Origin of the sequence: Pseudomonas sp. GL-RE-29 (genome assembly GCF_019947275.1) — a bacterium.
Classification (GTDB): domain Bacteria; phylum Pseudomonadota; class Gammaproteobacteria; order Pseudomonadales; family Pseudomonadaceae; genus Aquipseudomonas; species Aquipseudomonas fluorescens_A.
Window position 1 is genome coordinate 26,136 of record NZ_JAGYGD010000018.1, and the last position, 23,416, is coordinate 49,551.

Here is a 23,416-nt window from a genome sequence, read left to right on the forward strand (position 1 = left end):
CAAGTCGAATTTTCAGGAAATGTTTATGAAAAATGTGCATGAAGTTCTGGTGCCCGATATTGGCGATGCCAAAGATGTTGGTGTCATCGAAATCCTAGTCCAGGTAGGCGAGACGGTGGTCGAAGGGCAGACGCTGATCATTGTCGAAACCGACAAGGCATCGATGGAAATTCCATCGTCACACGCAGGACTCTTGCAGTCGCTGGTGGTCAAGCTCGACGACAAAGTCAGCGAAGGGTCGCCCATTGCGTTTATCGAGGCCGGTCAGGCGTCCTCGGCAGCATCGTTGCCATCGGAGCCTGCCAAGTTCGCGGTGCCTGTGCCGCCGGTGGCACAGCCCGCCGCCGAACCCGTTGCAACACCTGCTCAGCCCAAACCGGCTGTGCCAGTCGCGATTTCGGGTTCGCCAACTCCATTGCCGCTGGCATCACCCTCGGTGCGCAAGTTCTCTCGGGAACTGGGTGTTTCGATTGAGGCCATTCAAGGCACGGGGTTGCGTAATCGCATCACTAAGGATGACGTCTTGGGCCATGTAAAAAATGCACTGATAGCCCAGGCGCCGGTTCCTGCCGCAAATGCACAACCCTTGGGTGGCTTGCTGCCCTGGCCAGTGGTTGATTTTGCCAAGTATGGGCCGGTGGAAAGCAAGGCACTTTCCCGGATCAGGAAAATCAGCGGGGCCAACCTGCATCGCAATTGGGTGATGATTCCTCACGTCACTAATCATGATGATGCCGATATCACGCAGCTCGAACAATTTCGCGTGCAAGTAAATAAGGAAAACGCACAGGGTGGGGTGAAGGTCACGTTGCTGGCGTTATTGATGAAAGCGTGTGCCGCGGCGCTGAAAAAGTTTCCCGAGTTCAATTCCAGCCTCAACGGCGACGAGCTGGTATTGAAACGTTACTTCCATATCGGTTTTGCCGCCGATACGCCGGACGGATTGGTCGTCCCAGTCATCAAGGATGTAGACCAAAAAGGCGTGCTGACGATTGCCCAGGAAATGTCAGAGCTGGCCGCCAGGGCGCGTGCGGGCAAGTTGAGTGTTGCCGATATGAGCGGTGGCTGCTTTTCGATCTCATCATTGGGCGGAATTGGCGGGACTTACTTCACGCCGATCATAAATGCGCCGGAAGTTGCAATATTGGGCGTAGGTAAAAGTGTCGAAAGACTTGCTCTGGACGGCGGGCAAGTTGTCGCGCGAACCATTCTGCCCTTGAGCCTCAGTTGGGATCATCGCGTTATAGATGGCGCCGCAGCGGGGCGTTTCAACGCTTATCTAAGCAATACCCTAGCGGATTACCGCAGGCTCGTTTTGTAATATGCAAGGTGACGGTTTTGTCGAGACGTTTATTGGTTTTTTGTTTGTCATGTTGTTGATTGTTCATGCCTATTCCAACTGATTGCGCGTTGCTCTGCGCGGAGTTGTGCCTCGCCAAGAAGAAACTGGTTTCGAGTTGTTTAAACTTAAAGATCACTGCCCTTTAAACCCCAACTACAACTGAAGGAGCACTTGTGATGTTGCAATTTCTTGCTTGGCATCCGGAAATCTTGGTGCCGTCCGTGAAACAACCGATTGGACATTGCCCCCTGGCTGTGCGGCTATCCAGCGATCAGATGATTCCGTCACTCGATTCAAGGGGGTACTGATGGACGGAATTTTTATACAGCAACTGGTCAACGGCCTGACCCTCGGGTCGGTCTATGGCCTGATCGCCATCGGCTACACAATGGTCTATGGCATCATCGGCATGATCAACTTCGCCCACGGCGAGGTTTACATGATTTCCGCTTACCTCGCGGCGATCAGTCTGGCTCTGCTGGCATACTTCGGTATTGAATCTTTCCCGCTGCTGATGCTTGGCACACTGATCTTCACCATCGTCGTCACGGCGGTGTATGGCTGGGTCATCGAGCGTGTCGCCTACAAACCCCTGCGTAACTCCACCCGACTTGCACCGCTGATCAGTGCGATTGGTATCTCCCTGATCCTGCAAAACTACGCACAGATCTCCCAGGGCGCAAAGCAACAAGGTGTTCCGACTTTGCTCTCGGGTGCCTGGCGCGTTGATATCGGTACCGGTTTCGTTCAGTTGACCTACACCAAGGTCTTCATTCTGGTCGCCGCGTTCGTCGGGATGGCCGCGCTGACCTACATCATCAAGTACACCAAGCTCGGCCGCATGTGCCGTGCAACCCAGCAAGACCGCAAGATGGCTTCGATTCTGGGGATCAACACCGATCGGGTGATTTCCTATGTGTTCATCATCGGTGCAGCGATGGCGGCCCTGGCCGGCGTGCTGATCACCATGAACTACGGCACATTCGACTTCTATGCCGGCTTCATCATCGGGATCAAGGCGTTCACCGCCGCGGTGCTCGGCGGGATTGGCTCACTGCCCGGCGCGATGCTCGGCGGGATCATTCTCGGGATTTCCGAGTCGCTGTTTTCCGGTCTGGTGAACTCGGACTACAAAGACGTCTTCAGCTTCTCGCTGCTGGTCCTCGTTCTGGTCTTTCGGCCTCAAGGCCTGCTCGGCCGTCCTCTTGTGTCGAAGGTGTAAGCGATGTCTTCAACCACTAAAAAAACCATTGATATCAAAAAAAGTCTGGTTGACGCGATTCTTGCCGGCCTCATTGCCCTGATCGTGTTCGGGCCGATCGTCGGCGTCGTTCTCGATGGCTATGGCTTCAACCTGGAAACCACCCGGGTGGCGTGGATCGTGGCGATCGTCATGGCCGGACGCTTTGCCCTGAGCATGTTCCTGCAGACAGCCAAGGGCCTGAGAATCCTCGAAGGTTTTGAAACGACAGGCTCCGGGGTGCATGTGCTGGCGCCGGACTACAAGTCGCGGTTGCGCTGGATCATCCCGCTGATGGTCGTCATCGCCGTGGTGCTGCCGTTTTTCTCCAACTCCTACCTGCTGGGCGTGGTCATCCTCGGGCTGATCTACGTGCTGCTGGGGCTGGGGCTGAACATCGTGGTCGGCCTGGCCGGCCTGCTCGACCTCGGTTATGTGGCGTTCTACGCCATCGGTGCCTACGGCCTGGCGCTCGGTTATCAATACCTTGGTCTGGGTTTCTGGACGGTGTTGCCGCTGGCGGCGATTACCGCGGGGTTGGCCGGTTGCATCCTCGGTTTCCCGGTGCTGCGCCTGCACGGTGACTACCTGGCGATCGTGACCCTGGGCTTCGGTGAAATCATTCGGTTGATCCTCAATAACTGGCTGTCCCTGACCGGCGGCCCGAATGGCATGGCAGCGCCGTTGCCAACCTTCTTCGGCATCGAGTTCGGAAAAAGGGCGAAAGAGGGCGGAGTGCCGTTCCATGAGTTCTTCGGCATCGCCTACAACCCTGACGTGAAGTACTACTTCATCTACGTCGTGTTGTTCCTGGTGGTCCTGGCCGTGCTGCACATCAAGCATCGCCTGACCCGCATGCCGGTTGGCCGCGCCTGGGAAGCCCTGCGCGAAGACGAAATCGCCTGCCGCTCCATGGGCCTGAACCACGTACTGGTCAAGCTCTCGGCATTCACCATCGGCGCCTCTACGGCCGGTCTGGCCGGGGTGTTCTTCGCCACCTATCAGGGCTTCGTCAACCCGACCTCGTTCACCTTCTTCGAATCGGCGCTGATCCTTGCCATCGTGGTACTGGGGGGCATGGGTTCGACCATAGGCGTGGTGATTGCAGCCTTCGTGCTGACCGTCGCCCCGGAGCTGTTGCGTGGCTTTGCTGAGTACCGTGTGCTGCTGTTCGGCATCCTGATGGTGTTGATGATGATCTGGCGACCGCGCGGCCTGATTCGGATCAGCCGTACCGGTGTGACCCCGCGTAAAGGAGTAGCGCCATGAGCGAAGTCGTACTCAGTGTAGAAAAGCTGATGATGCACTTCGGCGGCATCAAGGCGTTGAGCGATGTCAGCCTGAAAGTGCACCGCAACTCGATCTTCGCCCTGATCGGTCCTAACGGCGCCGGCAAAACCACGGTGTTCAACTGCCTGACCGGGTTCTACAAAGCCTCCGGCGGCAAGATCGAGCTCAACATTCGCGGCGAGCAGACCAATGTCATCAAGCTGCTGGGCGAATCGTTCAAACCGGTCGATTTCGTCTCGCCGAAATCCTTTGCCAGCCGGCTGTTCTACAAGATGTTCGGCGGCACCCACCTGGTAAACCGCGCCGGTCTGGCGCGGACATTCCAGAACATTCGCCTGTTCAAGGAAATGTCGGTGCTGGAAAACCTGCTGGTGGCCCAGCACATGTGGGTCAACCGCAGCCTGCTGGCCGGCATCCTCAACACCAAGGGTTACCGCAAGGCTGAAAGCGATGCGCTGGACCATGCGTTCTACTGGCTGGAAGTGGTGGACCTGGTGGACTGCGCCAACCGTCTGGCCGGTGAACTGTCCTACGGGCAGCAACGCCGTCTGGAAATCGCCCGGGCCATGTGCACCCGTCCGCAGATCATCTGCCTCGACGAACCGGCTGCCGGCCTCAACCCTCAGGAAACCGAAGCGCTGAGCGCGATGATCCGGCTGCTGCGCGACGAGCACGATCTGACCGTGGTGCTGATCGAACACGACATGGGTATGGTAATGAGCATTTCCGACCACATCGTGGTGCTGGACCACGGCATCGTCATCGCCGAGGGCGGCCCTGACGATGTTCGCAACGACCCGAAAGTGATTGCCGCCTACCTGGGCGCCGACGAAGAGGAGCTCGCATGACTAACGGTGCCATCCTCGAACTCAAGGAGCTGGACGTGTTTTACGGGCCGATCCAGGCCCTGAAGAAGGTCTCGCTGTACATCAACGAAGGGGAAACCGTCAGCCTGATCGGCTCCAACGGTGCCGGCAAGTCGACCCTGCTGATGTCGATCTTCGGTCAACCGCGGGCGGCGGACGGGCAGATCCTCTATCAGGGCGTGGACATCACCCACAAGTCGTCGCACTACATCGCCTCCAACGGTATCGCGCAGTCGCCGGAAGGGCGGCGGGTGTTCCCCGACATGACCGTGGAGGAAAACCTGCTGATGGGCACCATCCCTATTGGCGACAAGTACGCCAAGGAAGACATGCAGCGCATGTTCCAGCTGTTCCCGCGGCTCGAAGAGCGCCGCACCCAGCGTGCGATGACCATGTCCGGGGGCGAGCAGCAGATGCTGGCCATCGCTCGGGCCCTGATGAGCCGGCCGAAATTGCTCCTGCTCGATGAGCCGAGCCTTGGGTTGGCGCCCATCGTGGTCAAGCAGATCTTCGCGACCCTGCGGGAACTGGCGAAGACCGGCATGACTATCTTCCTGGTCGAACAGAACGCTAACCACGCCCTCAAGCTGTCGGACCGGGCGTACGTGATGGTCAACGGCGAGATCCGCCTCACGGGCACCGGTAAGGAACTGCTGCTCAACGAGGAAGTGCGTAACGCTTATCTCGGCGGGCACTAAAGCTCAGTGCTCGATAAAAACGTCCTGACAAAATCAGGGCGTTTTTTTGCGCCGGGCATGGCGTGTAATGAGCGGCATGGACGGTGACTGAGTGCGCGCTTGTTGTGGTTTTAGTAATGGCACGGCAGCTGTTCGGTGGTGATCTGGTAACAGCGAGAAATGGATGGGGCCAGAGCAATTATCTCAACTGCTCTCGCCGACAGCCAGAATGGTCGCCACCAAGGCCAGAGCGCGAGGCACCAGCGTGTCCAGTTCCAGGTATTCACGGTCGGTATGGACCCTGCCACCGACCGGCCCGAGGCCACACAAGGTTGGAATACCCAAACTGGCGGTGAATCCGGAGTCGGCGCAGCCGCCGGTGAATTCGCCCTCGACATTGAAGCCGAACGCCAGCGCCTTTTGTTGGTAGATGTGCAGCAGCCGTTCGCTGTGATGGGCTTCCATCGGTAGAAAGGTCGTCGCTTCCTTGAGGATGGCGCTGGTGCCGATCAGTTCTTCTTCTGCGACGATGGCTTGGATTGCGGTAAAGATCTGATCCCAGTGCTTGAGTTCGATGAAGCGCACGTCCAGCCGGGCGGAGGCGCTAGGCGCGACGGTGTTGCTGGACGTGCCACCGGATATCAGGCCAACGTTGGTGGTGATGCCTGCCGGGTAATCGGTCAAGGCATGGAGCTTGATGATCTTGCGTGCCAGGGCTTCGATGGCGCTGGCTCCGTCGGCATGGTTGACCCCGGCATGCGCCGCGCGGCCGCTGACTTCGATGATCAGCGTGGCACCGCCTTTGCGTGCGCTGACCACGTTACCGTTGGTCCGGCCGGGTTCGGTATTAAGCACGGCGCGGGCGGCACGGGCTGCGTTTTCGATATAGGTTCTGGCGCTACCGGAGCCGATTTCTTCGTCACCGGTGTACAGAACCTGCACCGGATAGGGTAACCGACCGGCGCGTTTGAGTGCCATCAGAGCGAAGCAATTGAGCACCAGGCCGCCTTTCATGTCGGCTACTCCAGGGCCATAGGCGAGGTTGGCATCGCGGCTATAGCCGCGAGTAGTGGTCGTGCCCTTGGGGAACACCGTGTCACGATGGCCCAGCAATAGCACCGGTTTGCCAGCCTCGCCAGGCACTTCGGCAAGCAGTACGTCGCCAAAACCTTCGACCGGCATACGCTTGAGCTGGATGCCATCGGCTTCCAGTTCAGCCGCGAGCAGCGCGCCCACAGCGTCGACGCCCACCTTGTCATAGCTGTTGGAGTCGGTGTCGACGATACGCTGCAGCAGCGCTTCCATGGCGTGGCTCTGGTCAGCAAGCCAGTCCAGCGCCTGTTGTGTAGTGGCACTCATTGCGCCTGCTCCCGTAACTGATGTTCCTGAGTCAGGCGTGTCGCGTCGTTGCCCAGGTCCCAGAATAGCCCGGCCATGATTTGCAGGCTTTCCTTGACCACCGGTGCCAGCAAGTGCTCGTTCGGCGCATGTTGTGAGCATGCCGGGTACGAGTGCGGCACCCACAATGTTGGCAGGCCGAGCACGTCCGCGAACACGTCGTTGGGCAGCGAGCCACCGAGGTTTGGCAGCAGCGCAGGTTTTTTACCGGTGGTCTGTGCCAAGGAGCTGAGCGCCCAATTGACCCATGGGCTTTGCGGGTCTAGCCGTGTGGCATGCATCACATCGATGCGGCTTTGCTTGACCTCGACATTGCTGAAACCATGAGCATCCAGGTGGGTGCGAACAGCCGGGATAAAGGTCGTGTAGTCGCTGTTTACCACAAAGCGGATATGGCAGTGAGCGTTGGCCTTACCGGGGATCGCATGCACCGGGGCATCTGGATTACCGGTCTTGAAGGCAATGATATCAAGGGTGTTCCAGCCAAAGACCTTCTCGCTCAGCGACAGCTCCGGGTTGCCCCAGTTGACGTCGATGTGCGGATCTCCCGGCCCTCCACCGACGTCAATATCGGCCAGCGCCTGTCGCACGGAATCCGGCAGTGCGCTGGGCTGCAAGCCTGGGACTTTTACCCGGCCATGTTCATCGACCATGCTCGCGATGGCGTTGGCGAGGATGATGCCGGGGTTGGCTAGCAGCCCGCCCCAGTTGCCAGAGTGGTGTGCACCTTCGCGCAGATTGACTGCCAGCTCGAAGTTGAACACCCCGCGTGAGCCGAGAAAAATTGTTGGCCGTGTTGCGGTCAGACGCGGACCGTCAGAAGCGATGAAAATATCCGCCGCCAGCTCTTTTCTGTGCGCGGAACAGAATGCATTCAAGCCCGGCGAGCCTTCTTCTTCGCCCATTTCCAGCAGCAGTTTGACGTTGAAACCCAGCTTGCCGTCGCGAGCCTTGAGCGTTTGCTCCAGCGCGGTCAGGTTGATCAGGTGCTGGCCTTTGTTATCCGCCGTGCCGCGGCCGTACCAGCGATCGCCTTCGACAGTGACTTGCCACGGCGACAGGCCTTCACGCCATTGCGCTTCATAGCCCCGCACCACATCACCGTGGCCGTAGCTGAGCACGGTAGGCAGTTCTGGATGTTCAATGCGTGTGGCGATCATGAAGGGGCCGCGCTCTGCCACCGGGTTGTCATAGATCTTGACGCTGAAGCCCATCGCCTCGACATGCGGGGTGATGAAGTCATTGAGGTAGCGATGCAACTCGGGCAGGCTGTCCGTTGCCTGGCTTTCGGTGTGCAGGGCGACGCTGCGTTCGAGCAGTCTGAAAAAGGCACCGTTGTCGAACTGCTCGGTGGTGTTGCTGATGGCCAGTGAACGACTCATGAGTGGGCTAGCTCCAATGTTTGGGCAGGATTGTCGTGAAGGTGGCAACGCACATTGCCGCCGATAAGCAGACCATTGGCCGGGTAGGCCGTTTTGCAGGGGGCAAAGCAGCTCGGACAGCGCGGATGGAAGGCGCAACCGGACGGCGGTGACATCGGATTGGGGAAGGTGCCGTGCAGGCCGATTTCGGGAATGCCCAGGCGTGGATCGGGCGTGAGTACCGAATCCAGCAAGGCGCGGGTATAAGGGTGGCCGGGTTCCGCGAACAACGATTCGCGAGTGCGTTCTTCGACGATGCGCCCCAGATACATCACCGCGACCCGGTCGGCGAGGTGTTCGATGACCGCCAGGTTATGGCTGATCAGTAGATAGGTCAGGCCGAATTCGCGCTTGAGGTCTTGCAGCAGGTTGAGAATCTGCGCCTGCACCGACACATCCAGCGCTGATGTGGGCTCGTCGCAGATCAACACATCAGGGCGCATGATCAGCGCCCGTGCAATCGCCACCCGCTGGCGTTGCCCGCCGGACAACTGGCTGGGGTAGCTGTCGATCACCCGCTTGGGCAGGCCGACCACATCAAGCATCTCTTCGGTCTTCTTGCGTCGCTCGGCGGTGCTGCCGATGTCATGCACGATCAGCGGCAGGGTAACGATTTCGCGCAGAGTCTTGCGTGGGTTCAGCGAGGAATAAGGGTCTTGGAAAATCGGCTGAATATGCCGTGACATTTCCTTGCGATCAGTCGCCGCCAGATGTTTGCCATTGACCAGCACATCGCCGCTGGTGGGCGGCAACAGACCGAGCAGCATCTTGGCCAGGGTACTTTTGCCGCAACCGGACTCACCCACCAGGCCGAGGGTCTCGCCACGCATCAGGCGCAGGGAAACCCCATCCACGGCCTTCAGGGTGGCGGCGGGTTTGAAAAAGCCCTTGTTGATCCGAAACTCGCGGTGGATGTCACACAGCTCCAACGTGATGTCTTTTTTCATGACCTTGCACGCTCCTGAAGGCGAATCGGGCCCGGTGCGGCGAACAGGCAGCGCGCCATGTGCCCGTCCTGTTCGAATTCGGGGATGTTTTGCGCGCAGGCCGGTATCGCCTGACCGCAACGATTACGGAACGCACAACCTTGCTGTTCGCCGACCAGACTCGGCACCAGGCCTGGAATCGAACCCAGCGCCTCACCCGGTTTGGTCCGCCCAGGGATTGGAATACTGGCCAGCAGACCACGGGTGTACGGATGCTGCGGGTTCTCGAACAGTTGCAGCGCAGGGGCGGTTTCGACGATTTCCCCGGCATACATCACCGCCACCCGGTCGGCGATCCGTGCCACCAGCCCAAGGTCGTGGGTGATGAAAATCACCGCCAAGCCGAGTTCTTTCTGAATGTCGCGGATCAAGCGCAGGATCTGCGCTTGAATGGTCACGTCCAGTGCCGTGGTTGGCTCATCGGCGATGATCAGGTCCGGTTCGCACATCAAGGCCATGGCGATGATCACCCGCTGGCGCAAACCGCCGGAAAGTTGATGCGGATACTGACGCAAGCGCTCGGTAGCATTGCTGATGCCGACTTTCTCCAGCATCTGCGCGGCGCGAGCGAGGGCGTCCTTGCGTGACACCTTGCGATGCTGAGTCAACACTTCGCTGAGCTGATCGCCAATGCTGTAGGCCGGGTTCAGCGAGGTCATCGGCTCCTGGAAGATCATCGCCAGACGGTTGCCGCGTAGGTCGCACATGCGCCGTTCGCTCTGGCCCAGCATGTCGATACCGTCCAGCGTCAGCCGGGACGCGGTGCGTTTAGCCTTGCGTGGCAACAGGTCCATCAGCGCCAGCGAGGTCAGGGATTTACCGCAGCCGGATTCGCCGACGATGCACAGCATTTCACCGCGCTCGACTTCAAAATCCAGACCACGCACGGCATGCAGCATGTCATCCGGTGTCGGGCTGTTGCCCATGGGGATGTCCACGCGCAGGTTTTCCACATGGAGTAGTGCCATGTTCGGTACTCCTCTATCAGTTGCGGCCGTCGGGCAAGATCAGATCGCGCAGGCCATCGCCGACCAGGTTGATGCCCAGCACCAGAATCATCAGGGCGACGCCGGGAATGGCGATGACCCATGGGGAAAAGAACATGTAGGGTTTGCCTTCAGCGATCATCAAACCCCAGGACGGCGTCGGCGGCTGCACGCCAACCCCGAGGAACGACAGTGCCGACTCCAGCAGGATCGCATGGGCCATTTCCAGAGTCGCGACGACGATCAGCGCGCCGACCAGATTGGGCAGAATTTCACTGACCAGAATGCGCAGGGTCGAGCAGCCAAGAGCCTGGGCCGACGCCACATATTCAGCATCGCGAATCTGCTGCACCGAAGCCCTGACCACCACCGCGAAGCGATCCCATAACAGGCAGCCGAGCAGCACGATTACCACTTTCAGTGAGCCGCCCATCAGCGAGGCCGATGCCAGCGCGACCATCACGACCGGCATCGCCAGTCGGGTGGTGATCAGGTAGCTGATAAACGCATCGATCTTGCCGCCGTAGTAACCAGCCAGCAGTCCCATGACGGTGCCGATAAAGCCGGAGATCAGCGCCGCCGCAATGCCGATGAACAGCGAAATACGCGCGCCGTAGAGTAGGCGCGACAGGTAATCACGGCCCAGCTTGTCGGTGCCTAGGACGTATTCCCAGGTGCCGTGGGCCATCCATACCGGCGGTTTCATGCGCAGCATCACGTCTTGCGCATAAGGGTCGTAAGGTGCCAACCACGGCGCGAACAGTGCACCAGCGAAGATGATCAGCAACAACACCGCGCCGATGGCGAAACCACGATGACGAAAGCTCTTGCCAAGTACTCGGCTCAGGCTGCTCGGAGGTGGCAGGTAGTCATTGATCGCGAGGGTAGTGGGGGTGCTCATGTAAGCCTCCTAGCGCACGCGAATGCGCGGGTCGAGCAGTGCGTTGAGCACATCGGCCAGCAAGGTGAGGATGATGTAGATCACCGCAATCAGCAGGACCACGGCCTGTACCACCGGAAAGTCGTCACGGGCGATGGCGTCCCAGGCGAGTTGTCCGATGCCTTGCAGGGAGAACACGGTTTCGATCACCACCGAACCGCCGAGCATGAAGCCGAACTCCACCGCCGCCAGCGCGACTACCGGAATTAAGGCGTTGCGCAGCGCGTGCTTGAACAACACGCGGGCAGGGCGCAGGCCCTTGGCGCGGGCGGTGCGGATGTAATCGGAACTGAGCACATCAAGCATGCCTGCGCGGGTCAGACGCATGATTGCGGGAGTCGCGTAGTAGCCCAAGGCAATGGCCGGCATGACGAAGTGAAGCATGGTCGAGTTGCCGGACACCGGTAGCCACTTGAGCGTCACCGCGAACACCACGATCAACATCAGCGCAAACCAGAAACTTGGCATTGCCTGCCCCAGCACCGCAACGCTCAAGGCCAGTCGGTCAACCCAGGTGTCGCGTTTGACCGCCGCTAGCACGCCCAGTGGAATCGCCACCAGCAAGGCGATACCCAGCGCCATGGCACCTAACCCGAGGGTAATCGGCAAGCGGCTGGCGACGAGGTTGTAGACCGATTCCTGAAAGAAAAAAGAGTTGCCCAGGTCCAGCCGTAGCAAATCGCCCAGCCAGTTGAAGTACTGGGTCGGAAGCGGTTTGTTCAATCCGTACTGCACGCGGATCTGTTCGATCTGTTCGCCAGTGGCTTCCGGTCCGCCAATGGCAGTGGCCAGGTCGCCGGACAGATGCAAAAGAGAAAAGCTGATCACCGACACGGTAATGGCAACGCAAATAGCGATGCCCAGACGGCGCAGAAGGAATCCAAGCATGGCAAGTTTCCTTATAACCATTGGCTGATATGAGTGGGGGGCTTGCCGTAGTGCGTTTAAAACTGCGCGTCACGGCACTTGTCGATTACTTCCAGCTGGACAGAACGAAACGCGGTAGCTCATCCGGGTAGGGCGTGAACGCCAGGTCGGAGGTATAGGCGTAGTTCATCGAGTAATTGAACAGCGGCGCCCAGTACGCCTGTTCGCTGATGCGCTGCAACGCCTTGCGGTAGTTGTCCTTACGAAATTGCGGGTCGAGGGCGTTATCGGCGGCCTGCAACCAACCCTGGACTTGCGGGTCTTTGATGTTGTCGTCCGGATTGCCCTTGAACCAGGTGCCGGCCGATGCCGAGGTGTCGAGGATCGAGAACGAGCCCCAGGCCTGAAAGGACATCGGCACCTTGCCGCCACGTTGCTGATCGCGCAGGGCGGCGTACTTCAAGTAGCGTAGCTTGGCGTTGATGCCCACAGCACGCAGGTTGCCGATGATGGCTTCGACGTAATCACGGTCGCGATAAGCGAAGATTTCTGTTTCGAAGCCATTTGGGTAACCGGCTTCGGCGAGCAGCGCCTTGGCCTTGGCAGGGTCATAGTTGTAGACCGTGGCCGCGGTGGTATCGCAGCCGAACTGGCCTGGATAACAGGCAACCTGCAGGGGTTTGGCTTCGCCACCCACCAATTGCGTGGCCAGCGCATTGCGGTTGATCGCATGGTTGATGGCCTGACGCACCTTGAGGTTCTTCATCGGCGAGTTTTCCGTGGAGGTGCCCCGAGCATCAAGAATCAGGAAGCCGATGCGCATGGTTTCGCCGCTGGTCACGGTCAGGTTCGACATACCTTTGAGGTCGACTGCCTGATCTGAGGTCACACGCCAGGTCCAGTCGACACCATCGGTCATCAACTCGGCCAGGCGGGTTTCTGCATCCGGGATCACCCGGAACGTGAGGTGGCTGATATGTGGCTTGCCTTGTGGGCTGTCCGGGAAGTAGTCCTTGTTGATCTCCATGGTCACGCCTTCGCCAGCCACCACCGACACGGCTTTATACGGCCCGGTACCAATTGGCTTGCGACTGAATTCGGCCAGGCCGACCTTCTCGAAGTACTGCTTGGGGAACATCGGAACGGCGTTGGACAGGTATTCCAGTGCCGGAGGGAAAGGCTTCTTCAAATACAGGCGGACGCTGTAGTCACCGGTTTTTTCGGCGCTCTTGATCCAGTCTACGTTTTGCACGGTAACGACTTTCGCTTCGGGCGACACCACGTAGTTGAGGGTGAACACCACGTCGTCGGCGGTGAAGGCGTCGCCGTTGTGAAATTTGACGCCTTTGCGCAGCTCAAAGTCGATGGTGGTGTCGTCGACTTGTTTCCAACTGGTGGCCAACATGGGTTTGTATTCGCCGCTGTTGGGATCGCGGTAGATCAGGTTGTCCCAGATCAGACGGCCTAGAATCACACCTTCGCGTAAATCGTTGTGATAGGGGCTGATGTTTTCAGGCTCGCTGTCGGAAGCGTAAACCAGGGTGTCGTTGGCTTTACCGGCATGAGCCGGAAAACTGCTGATGAGGCCCATCAGCGCGATACTGCAGGCGAAACCTTTGATGTCCATGCCGTCGTCTCCGTTGGCGAGAGTGGTTGAATCAAAGGGCAGCGAATCGCAAATGCGTAAAGGAGGATGAAAAGGTCAGGTAATGTTTTTTTTGGTCTGGACACGAATGTAGGGAAAGGCTATCAATGCCACAAGAATAATATTTCGATACTTCCGTTGCCGAAAAGGCAATCCTTGGGGGCGCCGATGCAGCTGTATGGTGTGCAGTCCACGGCACTGCGCTATTTTCTTGAAGTAGCGCGATGCGGATCGATCAGCGAAGCCTCGGTGCGGCTGAATGTCGCGGCGTCAGCGGTGAGCCGACAAATTTCCAAACTTGAGTTGGCCCTGAATGCCAGCCTTTTTGAGCGTCGTGCCCGGGGCATGGTGCTCAGCGAGGCGGGAGCGCGACTGGCGGCTTATGCGCGCAAGTCGCAGCTTGAGGCCGAGCAGGTGGTACTGGAAATTACCGAGCTGCATGGCTTGCAACGGGGTCATGTGCATGTTGCCTGCTCGGAAGGATTTGCACTGGAATACATGCCCAGGAGCATTAGCGCGTTCAGGCGTGAGTATCAGGGCATTCATTTCACATTGGAGGTCTGTGCGCCTGCGGAAGCGACTGAGAAGGTTCGTTCTGGGGAAGCCGATCTGGCGATGACCTTCAGCCTGATGCCGCAAAAGGAAATCAAGGTCGAACATGTCCTGAGCGGGGCGATTTTTGCCGTGGTCTCCAATTCTCATCCCTTGGCAGGGCGTGAAGCGGTCAGCCTCGCCGAGTTGCAACCCTGGCCCATAGCGTTACCGAAGGCCGATACCACGATACGGCAACTGTTCGACATCTGTTGCGGTGTACAGGGGTTGTTGTTCGACCCGGTGTTGACCACTAATTACGTTGCCGCGCTCTATAGCTTCGTCCGCGAAGAGGGAGTGATTAGCCTGGCCAGCGAAATGACCTTGCACAAGCAGGTGGCAGACAAGGCACTCCAATGCTTGCCGATCCTGGATGAAGGCATGCAGGCACGGCGCATCGAACTGCAAAGCATGGCTGGACGCAATTTACCGGCGGCGGTTTCTGCGTTCAGGGATTTTCTGATCGCTGAGCTGGCGAAGGCGAAGCTTCGTTGAAAAGACGAGGTTACTCGACGCTTCCGCCTTGTGGTCGCTCTAGCGCCCAAATCAAACTCTACGAGTGGCTGCGAATAACTGTGGGCTTAACCATACGATGCAACAGCCGCAACCATTGTTCCAAAGTAAAACCAACGACGTGCAAGAAGAACCCAGGCAGTACCACGAGGAAGGCGCAACTCGTGGTTGTCTGATAGACCTTTTAAGCATGAGCCCCTGAGTATGGGAATGCGGAGCCTTCCCATACTCAGGGGCTTGGCCGAAGAAGCGCTGGCATGCGAGAGATTTAGCGACAGTCGTCATTTCTGTCTCCATTCTCCACGACACGAATGGCATGGATTGTCGCCGGTGATGCTCAGCGTATCGGCACCACGTTGCGGTCTCTGGTTTGATTGATGGCAGATGCCGACAGGCTGCCGGTGGCCGCCTTCTGGATATGTTCACTCCACCAGGCCATCATCGGGCGGCGGCGTTCGATGTAGTCCGCCCGGTTGTAGGCGCTCCGAACTTCGTCCTTATCGACATGCGCCAACGCGACTTCGATCAGCTCGGGGTCCCAGCCATGTTCGTTCAGGATAGTGCTGGCCATGGAGCGCATGCCGTGACTGACCAAGCGGTCCTGAAAGCCCATGCGTTTCAACGCCATGTTGGCGGTCTGGCTATTGGCGTGGGTGCGTGGGTTTCTATCTGCCGGGAACACATATTCTCTGTGGCCGCTGTGGAGCTTGAGTGTCTCCAGTAGTGCGAGTGCCTGTTCCGTCAGCGGGATGGTGTGCGGGCGACGCTTTTTCATGCGCTCCGGTGGGATGGTCCAAATGCGTTTGTCGAAGTCGATGTCTGCCCAGCAAGTGGTGGCCGCTTCGGCAGGGCGGGTCATGGTGTGCAGCTGCCATTCGATCAGGCAGCGTGTGACCCGCTTGATGCTGGCATTTGCGATTTCCATCATGAGCTCCGGAAGCTCGTCAGGTCGTAGCGCGGCCATGTTCTCTTTCTTGGGTTTCTTGAACACCGCCCGAATGCCACTGAGGGGGTTCGCAAAGATCAGTCCTGAATTGACCCCGTAGGTCATGATCTCGTTAAGGCGCTGGCTCAGCCGCTTCACTGTTTCGAGGCTGCCTTTGGCCTCAATCGGGCGAAGCAGTTCGATGACCATCGGTGCGGTGATTTTCGAGAGCGGCGTTGTTTTCAGGTCTGGAAATACGTGCAGCGTGAGCGATCGCCAAATGTCCTCGGCGTACGCTGGCGTGACGGAGTCCTTCTTCAGCTCGAACCAGGCGGTGGCCACGTTCTCGAACGTGTGTTCCGTCTCCGCTCGTTTGGCTTCGTCCTGTGCATTGCGTTGCACCTTGGGGTCAATGCCTTGTGCCAGCAGCTCGCGCGCTTCAACCACTTTTTTCCTGGCGTTCGCTAGTGAGAGCTCTGGGTACGTGCCCAGCCCCATGTTGATACGGTTTTTGGTTACCGGCTCGCGGTAGTTGAAGTTCCACAGCATCGAGCCATTGCTCCTGACTCGGAGCTGAAGGCCATCACCATCGCTGAGGACGTAATCCTTGTCTTTTGCCTTGACTGCCTTGAGCTGGCGGTCGGAGAGGCGAAGGGCTAGAGCAGGCATGAGAGCTACCTCTGACACCGTTTTGGTATTCCAAAAAATAGCACCGGAAGGCTTGGAATACCATTTGGAATACCCAAACGGCTGGAACTCAAAAAACCTCTCCAGCGCCCAGTAGCGCTTAAACCCTTGATTTTGCTGGATTTCAGGCACAAAAAAAGACGTCCGTGGACGTCTTTAGATGATGAAGTGGTGGAGCCGGGGGGATTTGAACCCCCGTCCGCCAGTACTCCGCTGTCGGTACTACATGCGTAGCCGTGTCTATTAAGTTAACCCTCAGCGACCCGACGGGCAGGGTGCTTTGGGCGAGTTGTGTAAGTTTTAGCCGCTTCGTCCACAACGTACTGCACGGCGATTCTGTTCTATATGACAATCACTTTGGGTTTACAGACATCCCCTGGTGATTGCTGGGCCCGAAGGCGCCAGAAGTGTTTTAGGCAGCCAGAGCTGCGTTTTCAACACCGTATTTATCGTCATTGGCAACTATAAGAAGTTGCAACAGTGGATTTACGACTTCTGTTACCAAGTCGGCATGCACCTAAAGTTTCGCAACCGGCGTCGAATCCTAAACGGCCCCGAACTCATTGCTCGTGAATCACGATGAGCAACAAGCCTGCACAGTCTACGTCAATGTGGCCCGGAAGGCCAACCCGAAGGTTGGCCTGGCCAGAATCACTACTTGTTAGTGGTGCTTCGAGTCTGGATTTTTTCCAGCATTTGACCGGAGATCTCGATGCAGTCCTTTTCATTACCGGCAGCCTTGGCCTTTTCCGCATTCTCCAACGCAGTTTTTGCGTTGTCCATGGCGCTCTCGGATACGGCCGGCGCGGTGGTGATAGCGTTTTTCAGTTTCGCAATGTTACCGTCGCAAAGATTCTCTTCCGCCGCAAACACCGGCGACGCCAACAGTGCAGCAGAAATGAACAAACCAGCAATTGCAGAGTGCTTCATGGGTATCTCCTTGCGCATGAGGGCTCGGTGCTGCCGGAATCGGGCTGCCGTCCGAGGTGGTTATAAGCCCGTTTACCGGGCCTAGCTAAATGACTATAGCCGCGCTCAGGAATTCGGTTTTTTTTTACCGAACCTGAACCTGTAGGAGCCGGCTTACTGGCGATAGCGGTTTGTAAGGACAGATCTTTGTTGGCTGCTCTTAAGCTATCGCCAGCAAGCCGGCTCCTACAGGTATGGGGTCCCCGTCTTTGCAGTCTTTTTCAAGCCGGGCGCGCTTGCGTCACGCGGTCCACCAGATAAACCAAACCGTGATAATCAATCCCGCCATGCTGGCTCAGGCCGATCTCACAGGTGCGGCTGGTGGAAATGCCTTCGCTGCAATATTGCACCGCGTCTTTCAAGGTGCGCAGCGAATGCGCGTTCAGTTCGGGCGTGGTGAAGCCCTTGTCGCCGGCAAATCCGCAGCAGTGAATGCCCTCGGGAATGACCACGTTTTTACTGCACTTGCGCGCCAGATCGATCAACGCCTGGCTTTCCCCAAGGTGCTGGGTGCTGCAGGTGACATGCACCGCGATCGGCGCATCCTGCGGCGTGAAGTCCAGTCGATCCATCAAATGCGTGCGAATGAAGCGCACCGGGTCGTACAGGTCCAGACGCACATCGCCAAGGTCCTGGGTCAGGCGCAAGGTGCAGGGGCTGGTGTCGCAGTAGATAGGATCGAGTCCGCCGCGACTGGCATGGAGCAGGGCGCCGATCAGTTCCTGGCGTTTGTGTTCGGCCTGTTCGGCATAACCCTTGGACGCGAAAGGCTGGCCGCAGCAGAGACTGTCCAGATTGTCCGGGAACACCACTTGATAGCCAGCCTTTTCCAGCAGACCACGGGTTTTGTCGTACAGCGACATTTGCTCCTTGTCACCGGACGCCGGTCCCATGGCCCGTGAAACGCACGCCGCGAGATACACCACACGCGGGCGCTCGTCTGTCACCGTCGGACTGAAGCGAATGGCCTTTTCCGGTTGCGGCATGGCGTTGGTCCATTGCGGGACCCGGCCTTTGGACAGACGGGTCAGCGTTGCCGATAACTTCGCCAATCGCGGTGCGCCCAGCAGCATCCGCGCACCGTTCGCCACGTGCAGAGTGAAACGCGCACCTTGCAGCGCCGTGGCGAAATTGCCCTCCAGCCAGTTGGCGGTTTTCGTATGCGTGGCGTGTAGGCCGCGAAGCTTTTTCACCAGTTCGCCGGTATTGATGCCTACCGGGCAGCGTTGTGCGCAAAGCCCGGTCGCGGCGCAGGTGTCGATGCCCTGATATTCGTAGGCTGCTTCAAGTTCGCGGGTATCGACCCCGGCACGTTTCTTCGCCTGAATGTCACGCCAGATCACGATGCGCTGGCGCGGGCTCAGGGTCAGGCCTTTCGATGGGCAAACCGGTTCGCAGAAACCGCACTCGATGCACTTATCCACAATCTCGTCGGCGGCGGGCAAGGGTTTCAGGTGCTTGAGATGGATCTGCGGATCGTCGCTGAGCACCACGTCCGGATTTAGAATGCCGCTGGGGTCGAGCAAGCGTTTGAGCTGCCACATCAACTGGTAAGCATCTCTGCCCCATTCCAGCTCAACGAATGGCGCCATGTTGCGCCCGGTGCCGTGTTCGGCCTTCAGCGAGCCGCCGAACTCGACCGCGACCAGTTGCGCCACGTCGTCCATGAATGCTTGATAGCGTGCGACTTCTTCCGGGTTGTTGAAGCCTTGGGTGAAGACGAAGTGCAAATTGCCTTCCAGTGCGTGTCCGAAAAGGATCGCCTCGTCGTAGTGATGTTTGTCGAACAACTCGATCAGGCGATTCACGCCAATGGCCAGTTGTTCCACCGGGAACGTCACGTCTTCGATGATCACCGTGGTGCCGGTTTTGCGCACCGCACCGACCGCGGGGAAGGTGTCCTTGCGGATCGCCCAGAGACGGGCGTTTTCCAATGGGTCTTCGGTGAAGTCGATTTGCTTCTCCACCGGGAACGAGGCGAGTGACGCCATGATCTGCGCCAGTTGTTCCTGCAACAAGGTGGACGATGCCGCGCGGGATTCGATCAACAAGGCGCAGGCATTGTTCGACAGGTGTTGTACGAAAGCGGGCATGCCGGGTTTGTTCTGCACCGAACGCAGGCTTCGGCGATCCAGCAACTCAACGGCCGACACGGGCTGGCTTTTCAGTACGGTGACCGCGTTGCAGCAGGTTTCCACATCCGGGAACACGATCAGCGCAGAGGCCTTGTTCGGATGGTCGATCACCGTGTCGTAAGTCACCGCGCTGATGAAGCCGAGGGTGCCTTCGGAGCCCACCAGCAAGTGGCTCAAGATATCCACAGGCTCGTCGAAATCCACCAGGGCATTGAGTGACAGGCCGGTGGTATTTTTCAGACGGTATTTGTGGCGAATCTTTGCGGCCAGTTCGGCATTGGCGCGGGTCTCACGGCCCAAGGTCGCCAGGCGCTCCAGCAGTGTTGCGTGGCTTTGGCGAAACGCGGCGACACTGGCGGCATCTTCGGTATCGAGGCGGCTGCCATCGGCCAGTACCAGACGGATGCCGGCCAGCGTGTGATAAGTATTTTGCGCCGTGCCACAGCACATGCCACTGGCGTTGTTGGCGACGATGCCGCCGATCTTGCAGGCGTTGATCGAGGCCGGGTCCGGTCCGATCTTGCGACCGAAAGGTGCCAGCCAGGCATTGGCCTGAGCGCCGATCACACCGGGTTGTAAGCGGATCTGCGTGCCCTGGCCACGAATCTCGCGACCGTTCCAGTTGTCCCCAAGCACGATCAGCACCGAGTCGCTGATAGCCTGGCCGGAAAGGCTGGTGCCGGCGGCGCGGAAGGTCACTGGGACCTGATCGCGCTGCGCCAGTTTCAGTAGCGCCACCACTTCATCTTCAGACTCGACGCGGATCACCAGTTGCGGAATCAGCCGATAGAAACTGGCGTCTGTGCCGAAGGCCAAGGTCGACAAGGGATCGTCGAAACGACGCTCTTGAGGAATCAGTTTTTGCGCATCACACAGGAACGCTGCCGGTAGACTCATTGGTCCTCCAGAATCAACACAACCAGGTCCTTCGGACCGTGAGCGCCGTAGGCCAACACCTGCTCGATGTCAGCGGTTTTCGATGGGCCGGACACCAGTAAGGCATTGGTCGGCATGCCTTGGGCCCATTCGAACTCCTGCTGCACCTGATAGAAGTTGTCGCGGATTTCGCTGGCCTTGAGCAGGGCGAAGTGCACCGGTGGCGCCAGACTCATCATGCGCGGCTCTTCCCTTGTCGGCCAGATAATCAGGCTGCCCGTTGCAGCGATGGCGCCGAGGGTGCCGGTCAGGCTGGCCGGGGTGTCGTTGAACAGCTCGGCTTTCCATTCCTCGATCGGACGATCGTAGGATTTGAGCGTCGCCAGGTCGGGATTTTTTGCCCAGTGCTGTGCGACACGTTGACCGTGAGGTGTAGTCGGCGCGATCAACAGGCTCGGTATCTGGCGATCCCGCAGCAATTGCGCCAGCAGTTCTGGCCAGCCTTCACCGGATGTCAGATGGATTTCCGTGTGCACCGCTTCCATCAGTTTGCGCAACTGCGGGATGCGTTGTTCGGCGGTGTAGGTGTAAGGCTGAGTCACCAGTTCGACGTCGAAGTTGTCAGCCACCGGCGTGGTGCCTGTCAGGCTTTTCCGCAGTTTGGCCATGATATTTTGCTTGGCGCTCATCAACGATCTCCCTGTTTGGCCAGATGCTCGCGGGCCATGTCATGCAGTGAGCGGGCGGCGGGTTTCGGTGCGCTGTGGTTTTGCGTCCACGGGCCGACATTGCTCGGCGTCAGGGCGCGCAGGCGCGTGGCGAAGAAAGCGAACAGGCGATACAGCGTCGGCGAGCTGTTCAGCTTCGCCCAAGCGTTCCAGATGAAGCGCTCCTTGCGCGAATACTTGCTGCCTTGGCCGCGCATCACTTGATCCGTGCTGTCGGGTGCTTTGACGTTCTCCTCACGCAAGCGGCGCAACAACGCAGGAATGGGGATTTTCACCGGGCACACTTCACCGCAGGCACCGCACAACGAAGAGGCGCTCGGATGATCCGGGACTTTCGCCAGGCCAACCATGTGCGGGGTAATGATTTTTCCGATAGGCCCTGGGTAAACCTCCCCATAGGCATGACCGCCGATTCGCGTATAGACCGGGCAATGATTCATACAAGCGCCGCAGCGGATGCAGTTCAGGGTCTGGCGCAATTCGCTGTCGGCAAAGGCCTGGCTGCGTCCGTTGTCGAGCAGCACCAGGTGCACTTCTTGTGGGCCGTCGAGTTCATGGGCCTTGCGTGGGCCGGAGATCATGTTGACGTAGGTGGTGATCGGTTGACCAAGCGCCGAGCGGGTCAGCAATGACAAAAGAGGCACCACGTCGCGCAGGTTTTCCACGACTTTTTCAATGCCGGTGACGGCGATGTGCACCGGTGGCACCGTGGTGGTCATGCGGCCGTTACCTTCGTTTTCCACCAGCAGCAGGGTGCCGGTTTCGGCCACGGCGAAGTTGACACCGGAAACGCCGATGTCCGCTTCGAAGAATTTCTGCCGCAGGACCCTGCGGCCGATCTGAATGAGTTGGTCTACGTCCTTGGTGTATTCCACGCCAAGTTTGTCGTGGAACAAGGACGCGACCTGACCGGCGTTCTTGTGGATTGCCGGCATGATTATGTGTGAAGGCTTCTCGTGGTCGAGCTGGACGATGTACTCGCCCATGTCCGATTCCAGGCATTCAATGCCCTGATCAGCGAGGACATGGTTCATCTCCATCTCTTCGCTGACCATCGATTTGCCCTTGATCACTTGCCGCCCCTCGTGAGCGCGGATGATCGAGAGGACGATGCCATTGGCCTCGTCCACCGTTTCCGCCCAGTGCACTTTCACACCGTTGCGGGTCAGGTTCTGTTCAAGTTGCTCAAGCAGGTCGGGCAACTTGGAAAGCGCGCGGGCGCGGACAGCATTGCCCAGCGCTCGCAGATGTTCTCTTTCATGGGCATCGCTGAAGGACGCTGCCCGTTTTGTCATCAGTGAATCCATCGCCTTGCGAAAGTTGCCTCGCAATTGCGTGTCACCCAAAGCCTCGTGAGCCCGAGTGCGGAAGTCTTCTTCTACGGCGACCGTAGGAATAATCTCGGCGGCGCTCATCGGGCACCCCCGGTACGCTGCCAGAGGAAACTGGCCAGATGTTGGCCGCGAAGTGCTTCCTTCTGCTTCTCCAGAGAACCGTTGATGTTCATCAGGCAACCGCAGTCGGCACTCAGTACCTTGTGTGCGCCGGATTCCTTCAACGACCGGGTCTTGTCAGCCACCATCGCGCCGGAAATGTCTGGCATACGGACGCTGAAAGTCCCACCGAAGCCACAGCATTCGCTCTCGTGGCTGTGGTCCACGCGTTCCACGTTGCTCAACTGCGCCAACAACTCGCGACCATGCAAATGGGTGTTCATTTCACGGCGTGCCGAGCACGACGTGTGTAGCGCCACTTTTACCGGCTCGCCGTCGTCCTTGAGCTGCACTTTGCAGACAAACAACAGGAACTCGGCGAGTTCGTAGGTTCTGGCCGCCAATGCCTGAACCTGTTTCAACGTGTCCGGCTCGTCCTTGAACAAGTCGGCATAGTGTTCGCGCAACATGCCCGCGCAGGAGCCCGAAGGCACCACCACCGGATAATCCCCGGCGAACAACGCCAGTTGCGAGCGCGCCACGGTCCTTGCCTGCTCGGTGTAACCCGAGGTGTAGGCCGGTTGACCGCAGCAGCTTTGCCCTTGCGGGTACTCGACGCGGATGCCTTCGCGTTCCAGCAAGTGGATCGCGTCCATTCCGGCTTCCGGGTAGAACAAATCCACTACGCAGGTTCCGAACAGGTACACCCGTTGCGGTTTCTCGCCGGGGTATTGCCGAGGCTCGGGCAGTGGCGGGGCGACACGGGTCGCATTCGGCACAGCGTTGTAAAAAAGCTCGCTCATCAGGCGTGTCTCCGGGTGGTCCCGGTTATCCGTCCGCTGAGGCCGCTGAATATAGAGAGAGATTCTTTCAGCAGCCTTACAGACCGGGTTGTGAATAG

19 protein-coding genes and 1 other RNA gene are annotated in these 23,416 nt (G+C 58.7%); 6 read left to right on the forward strand and 14 right to left on the reverse strand.

The window, feature by feature from the left end:
* Positions 1 to 25 precede the first annotated feature (25 nt).
* The 5 genes from KGB21_RS16165 (at position 26) to KGB21_RS16185 (ending at position 5,436) form a co-directional block, all read left to right on the forward strand.
* A complete protein-coding gene (locus KGB21_RS16165; RefSeq protein ID WP_223505771.1) occupies positions 26 to 1,321 on the forward strand; it encodes a dihydrolipoyllysine-residue acetyltransferase in 1,296 nt (431 codons plus the stop codon).
* 328 nt (positions 1,322 to 1,649) lie between these two features.
* Positions 1,650 to 2,564 carry an ABC transporter permease subunit gene (locus KGB21_RS16170; RefSeq protein WP_223505772.1) on the forward strand — a complete coding sequence of 305 codons (915 nt, stop codon included), beginning with the start codon at positions 1,650 to 1,652 and terminating at the stop codon, positions 2,562 to 2,564.
* A gap of 3 nt (positions 2,565 to 2,567) precedes the next feature.
* Positions 2,568 to 3,851 carry a high-affinity branched-chain amino acid ABC transporter permease LivM gene (gene livM / locus KGB21_RS16175; protein ID WP_223505773.1) on the forward strand — a complete coding sequence of 428 codons (1,284 nt, stop codon included), beginning with the start codon at positions 2,568 to 2,570 and terminating at the stop codon, positions 3,849 to 3,851.
* Positions 3,848 to 4,720 (forward strand): ABC transporter ATP-binding protein, encoded by an 873-nt coding sequence (locus KGB21_RS16180; protein ID WP_223505774.1) that lies wholly within the window; start codon positions 3,848 to 3,850, stop codon positions 4,718 to 4,720. The genes livM and KGB21_RS16180 overlap by 4 nt, the downstream gene beginning before the upstream one ends.
* Positions 4,717 to 5,436, forward strand: coding sequence for an ABC transporter ATP-binding protein (locus tag KGB21_RS16185; RefSeq protein ID WP_223505775.1), 720 nt, complete (start codon positions 4,717 to 4,719; stop codon positions 5,434 to 5,436). Before KGB21_RS16180 ends, KGB21_RS16185 begins: the two co-directional genes overlap by 4 nt.
* A gap of 183 nt (positions 5,437 to 5,619) precedes the next feature.
* Here the strand turns inward: KGB21_RS16185 and KGB21_RS16190 are convergent, their stop codons facing one another.
* The 7 genes from KGB21_RS16190 to KGB21_RS16220 all read right to left on the reverse strand — a co-directional run bounded on the left by KGB21_RS16190 (position 5,620) and on the right by KGB21_RS16220 (position 13,640).
* Positions 5,620 to 6,774, reverse strand: coding sequence for a M20 family metallopeptidase (locus tag KGB21_RS16190; protein ID WP_223505777.1), 1,155 nt, complete (start codon positions 6,772 to 6,774; stop codon positions 5,620 to 5,622).
* Positions 6,771 to 8,195, reverse strand: a complete 1,425-nt coding sequence (locus tag KGB21_RS16195; RefSeq protein ID WP_223505778.1) for a M20 family metallopeptidase — start codon at positions 8,193 to 8,195, stop codon at positions 6,771 to 6,773. The genes KGB21_RS16190 and KGB21_RS16195 overlap by 4 nt, the downstream gene beginning before the upstream one ends.
* On the reverse strand, positions 8,192 to 9,181 hold the full coding sequence (locus tag KGB21_RS16200; RefSeq protein WP_223505780.1) for an ABC transporter ATP-binding protein: 990 nt from the start codon (positions 9,179 to 9,181) through the stop codon (positions 8,192 to 8,194). The genes KGB21_RS16195 and KGB21_RS16200 overlap by 4 nt, the downstream gene beginning before the upstream one ends.
* Complete coding sequence (locus KGB21_RS16205) at positions 9,178 to 10,188, reverse strand: ABC transporter ATP-binding protein (protein WP_223505782.1); 1,011 nt, start codon at positions 10,186 to 10,188, stop codon at positions 9,178 to 9,180. Before KGB21_RS16205 ends, KGB21_RS16200 begins: the two co-directional genes overlap by 4 nt.
* A gap of 16 nt (positions 10,189 to 10,204) precedes the next feature.
* Positions 10,205 to 11,107, reverse strand: a complete 903-nt coding sequence (locus KGB21_RS16210; protein WP_223505784.1) for an ABC transporter permease — start codon at positions 11,105 to 11,107, stop codon at positions 10,205 to 10,207.
* A gap of 9 nt (positions 11,108 to 11,116) precedes the next feature.
* A complete protein-coding gene (locus KGB21_RS16215) occupies positions 11,117 to 12,034 on the reverse strand; it encodes an ABC transporter permease (protein ID WP_223505786.1) in 918 nt (305 codons plus the stop codon).
* Positions 12,035 to 12,119: 85 nt separating this feature from the next.
* Positions 12,120 to 13,640 (reverse strand): ABC transporter substrate-binding protein, encoded by a 1,521-nt coding sequence (locus KGB21_RS16220; protein ID WP_223505787.1) that lies wholly within the window; start codon positions 13,638 to 13,640, stop codon positions 12,120 to 12,122.
* Between the two features lie 186 nt (positions 13,641 to 13,826).
* On the opposite strand from KGB21_RS16220, the gene KGB21_RS16225 reads away from it, so the two are divergent.
* Positions 13,827 to 14,744, forward strand: a complete 918-nt coding sequence (locus tag KGB21_RS16225; RefSeq protein ID WP_223505853.1) for a LysR substrate-binding domain-containing protein — start codon at positions 13,827 to 13,829, stop codon at positions 14,742 to 14,744.
* A gap of 355 nt (positions 14,745 to 15,099) precedes the next feature.
* On the opposite strand, the gene KGB21_RS16230 is transcribed toward KGB21_RS16225, so the two are convergent.
* The 7 genes from KGB21_RS16230 to KGB21_RS16260 form a co-directional block, all read right to left on the reverse strand.
* A complete protein-coding gene (locus KGB21_RS16230) occupies positions 15,100 to 16,356 on the reverse strand; it encodes an integrase domain-containing protein (protein WP_223505855.1) in 1,257 nt (418 codons plus the stop codon).
* Positions 16,357 to 16,543: 187 nt separating this feature from the next.
* Positions 16,544 to 16,930: a transfer-messenger RNA gene (ssrA, locus tag KGB21_RS16235) on the reverse strand.
* Between the two features lie 98 nt (positions 16,931 to 17,028).
* The gene (locus KGB21_RS16240; protein ID WP_034148358.1) at positions 17,029 to 17,304 is read right to left on the reverse strand and encodes a hypothetical protein; all 276 of its coding nucleotides are present in this window, start codon (positions 17,302 to 17,304) and stop codon (positions 17,029 to 17,031) included.
* Between the two features lie 260 nt (positions 17,305 to 17,564).
* Positions 17,565 to 20,375: an FAD-binding and (Fe-S)-binding domain-containing protein gene (locus tag KGB21_RS16245; RefSeq protein WP_223505789.1), complete on the reverse strand. Its 2,811-nt coding sequence runs from the start codon at positions 20,373 to 20,375 to the stop codon at positions 17,565 to 17,567.
* A complete protein-coding gene (locus KGB21_RS16250; protein ID WP_223505791.1) occupies positions 20,372 to 21,043 on the reverse strand; it encodes a lactate utilization protein C in 672 nt (223 codons plus the stop codon). Before KGB21_RS16250 ends, KGB21_RS16245 begins: the two co-directional genes overlap by 4 nt.
* Positions 21,043 to 22,497 (reverse strand): LutB/LldF family L-lactate oxidation iron-sulfur protein, encoded by a 1,455-nt coding sequence (locus KGB21_RS16255; protein ID WP_223505793.1) that lies wholly within the window; start codon positions 22,495 to 22,497, stop codon positions 21,043 to 21,045. The genes KGB21_RS16250 and KGB21_RS16255 overlap by 1 nt, the downstream gene beginning before the upstream one ends.
* A complete protein-coding gene (locus tag KGB21_RS16260; protein ID WP_034148354.1) occupies positions 22,494 to 23,318 on the reverse strand; it encodes a (Fe-S)-binding protein in 825 nt (274 codons plus the stop codon). Before KGB21_RS16260 ends, KGB21_RS16255 begins: the two co-directional genes overlap by 4 nt.
* Between the last annotated feature and the right edge of the window lie 98 nt (positions 23,319 to 23,416).

What these genes read in the sequence shown, in the direction of transcription:
- KGB21_RS16165 (WP_223505771.1), top strand. Translation starts at nt 26, where the DNA reads ATGAAAAATGTGCATGAAGTTCTGGTGCCCGATATTGGCGATGCCAAA.
- KGB21_RS16170 (WP_223505772.1), top strand. Translation starts at nt 1,650, where the DNA reads ATGGACGGAATTTTTATACAGCAACTGGTCAACGGCCTGACCCTCGGG.
- livM (WP_223505773.1), top strand. Translation starts at nt 2,568, where the DNA reads ATGTCTTCAACCACTAAAAAAACCATTGATATCAAAAAAAGTCTGGTT.
- KGB21_RS16180 (WP_223505774.1), top strand. Translation starts at nt 3,848, where the DNA reads ATGAGCGAAGTCGTACTCAGTGTAGAAAAGCTGATGATGCACTTCGGC.
- KGB21_RS16185 (WP_223505775.1), top strand. Translation starts at nt 4,717, where the DNA reads ATGACTAACGGTGCCATCCTCGAACTCAAGGAGCTGGACGTGTTTTAC.
- KGB21_RS16190 (WP_223505777.1), bottom strand. Translation starts at nt 6,774, where the DNA reads ATGAGTGCCACTACACAACAGGCGCTGGACTGGCTTGCTGACCAGAGC.
- KGB21_RS16195 (WP_223505778.1), bottom strand. Translation starts at nt 8,195, where the DNA reads ATGAGTCGTTCACTGGCCATCAGCAACACCACCGAGCAGTTCGACAAC.
- KGB21_RS16200 (WP_223505780.1), bottom strand. Translation starts at nt 9,181, where the DNA reads ATGAAAAAAGACATCACGTTGGAGCTGTGTGACATCCACCGCGAGTTT.
- KGB21_RS16205 (WP_223505782.1), bottom strand. Translation starts at nt 10,188, where the DNA reads ATGGCACTACTCCATGTGGAAAACCTGCGCGTGGACATCCCCATGGGC.
- KGB21_RS16210 (WP_223505784.1), bottom strand. Translation starts at nt 11,107, where the DNA reads ATGAGCACCCCCACTACCCTCGCGATCAATGACTACCTGCCACCTCCG.
- KGB21_RS16215 (WP_223505786.1), bottom strand. Translation starts at nt 12,034, where the DNA reads ATGCTTGGATTCCTTCTGCGCCGTCTGGGCATCGCTATTTGCGTTGCC.
- KGB21_RS16220 (WP_223505787.1), bottom strand. Translation starts at nt 13,640, where the DNA reads ATGGACATCAAAGGTTTCGCCTGCAGTATCGCGCTGATGGGCCTCATC.
- KGB21_RS16225 (WP_223505853.1), top strand. Translation starts at nt 13,827, where the DNA reads ATGCAGCTGTATGGTGTGCAGTCCACGGCACTGCGCTATTTTCTTGAA.
- KGB21_RS16230 (WP_223505855.1), bottom strand. Translation starts at nt 16,356, where the DNA reads ATGCCTGCTCTAGCCCTTCGCCTCTCCGACCGCCAGCTCAAGGCAGTC.
- KGB21_RS16240 (WP_034148358.1), bottom strand. Translation starts at nt 17,304, where the DNA reads ATGAAGCACTCTGCAATTGCTGGTTTGTTCATTTCTGCTGCACTGTTG.
- KGB21_RS16245 (WP_223505789.1), bottom strand. Translation starts at nt 20,375, where the DNA reads ATGAGTCTACCGGCAGCGTTCCTGTGTGATGCGCAAAAACTGATTCCT.
- KGB21_RS16250 (WP_223505791.1), bottom strand. Translation starts at nt 21,043, where the DNA reads ATGAGCGCCAAGCAAAATATCATGGCCAAACTGCGGAAAAGCCTGACA.
- KGB21_RS16255 (WP_223505793.1), bottom strand. Translation starts at nt 22,497, where the DNA reads ATGAGCGCCGCCGAGATTATTCCTACGGTCGCCGTAGAAGAAGACTTC.
- KGB21_RS16260 (WP_034148354.1), bottom strand. Translation starts at nt 23,318, where the DNA reads ATGAGCGAGCTTTTTTACAACGCTGTGCCGAATGCGACCCGTGTCGCC.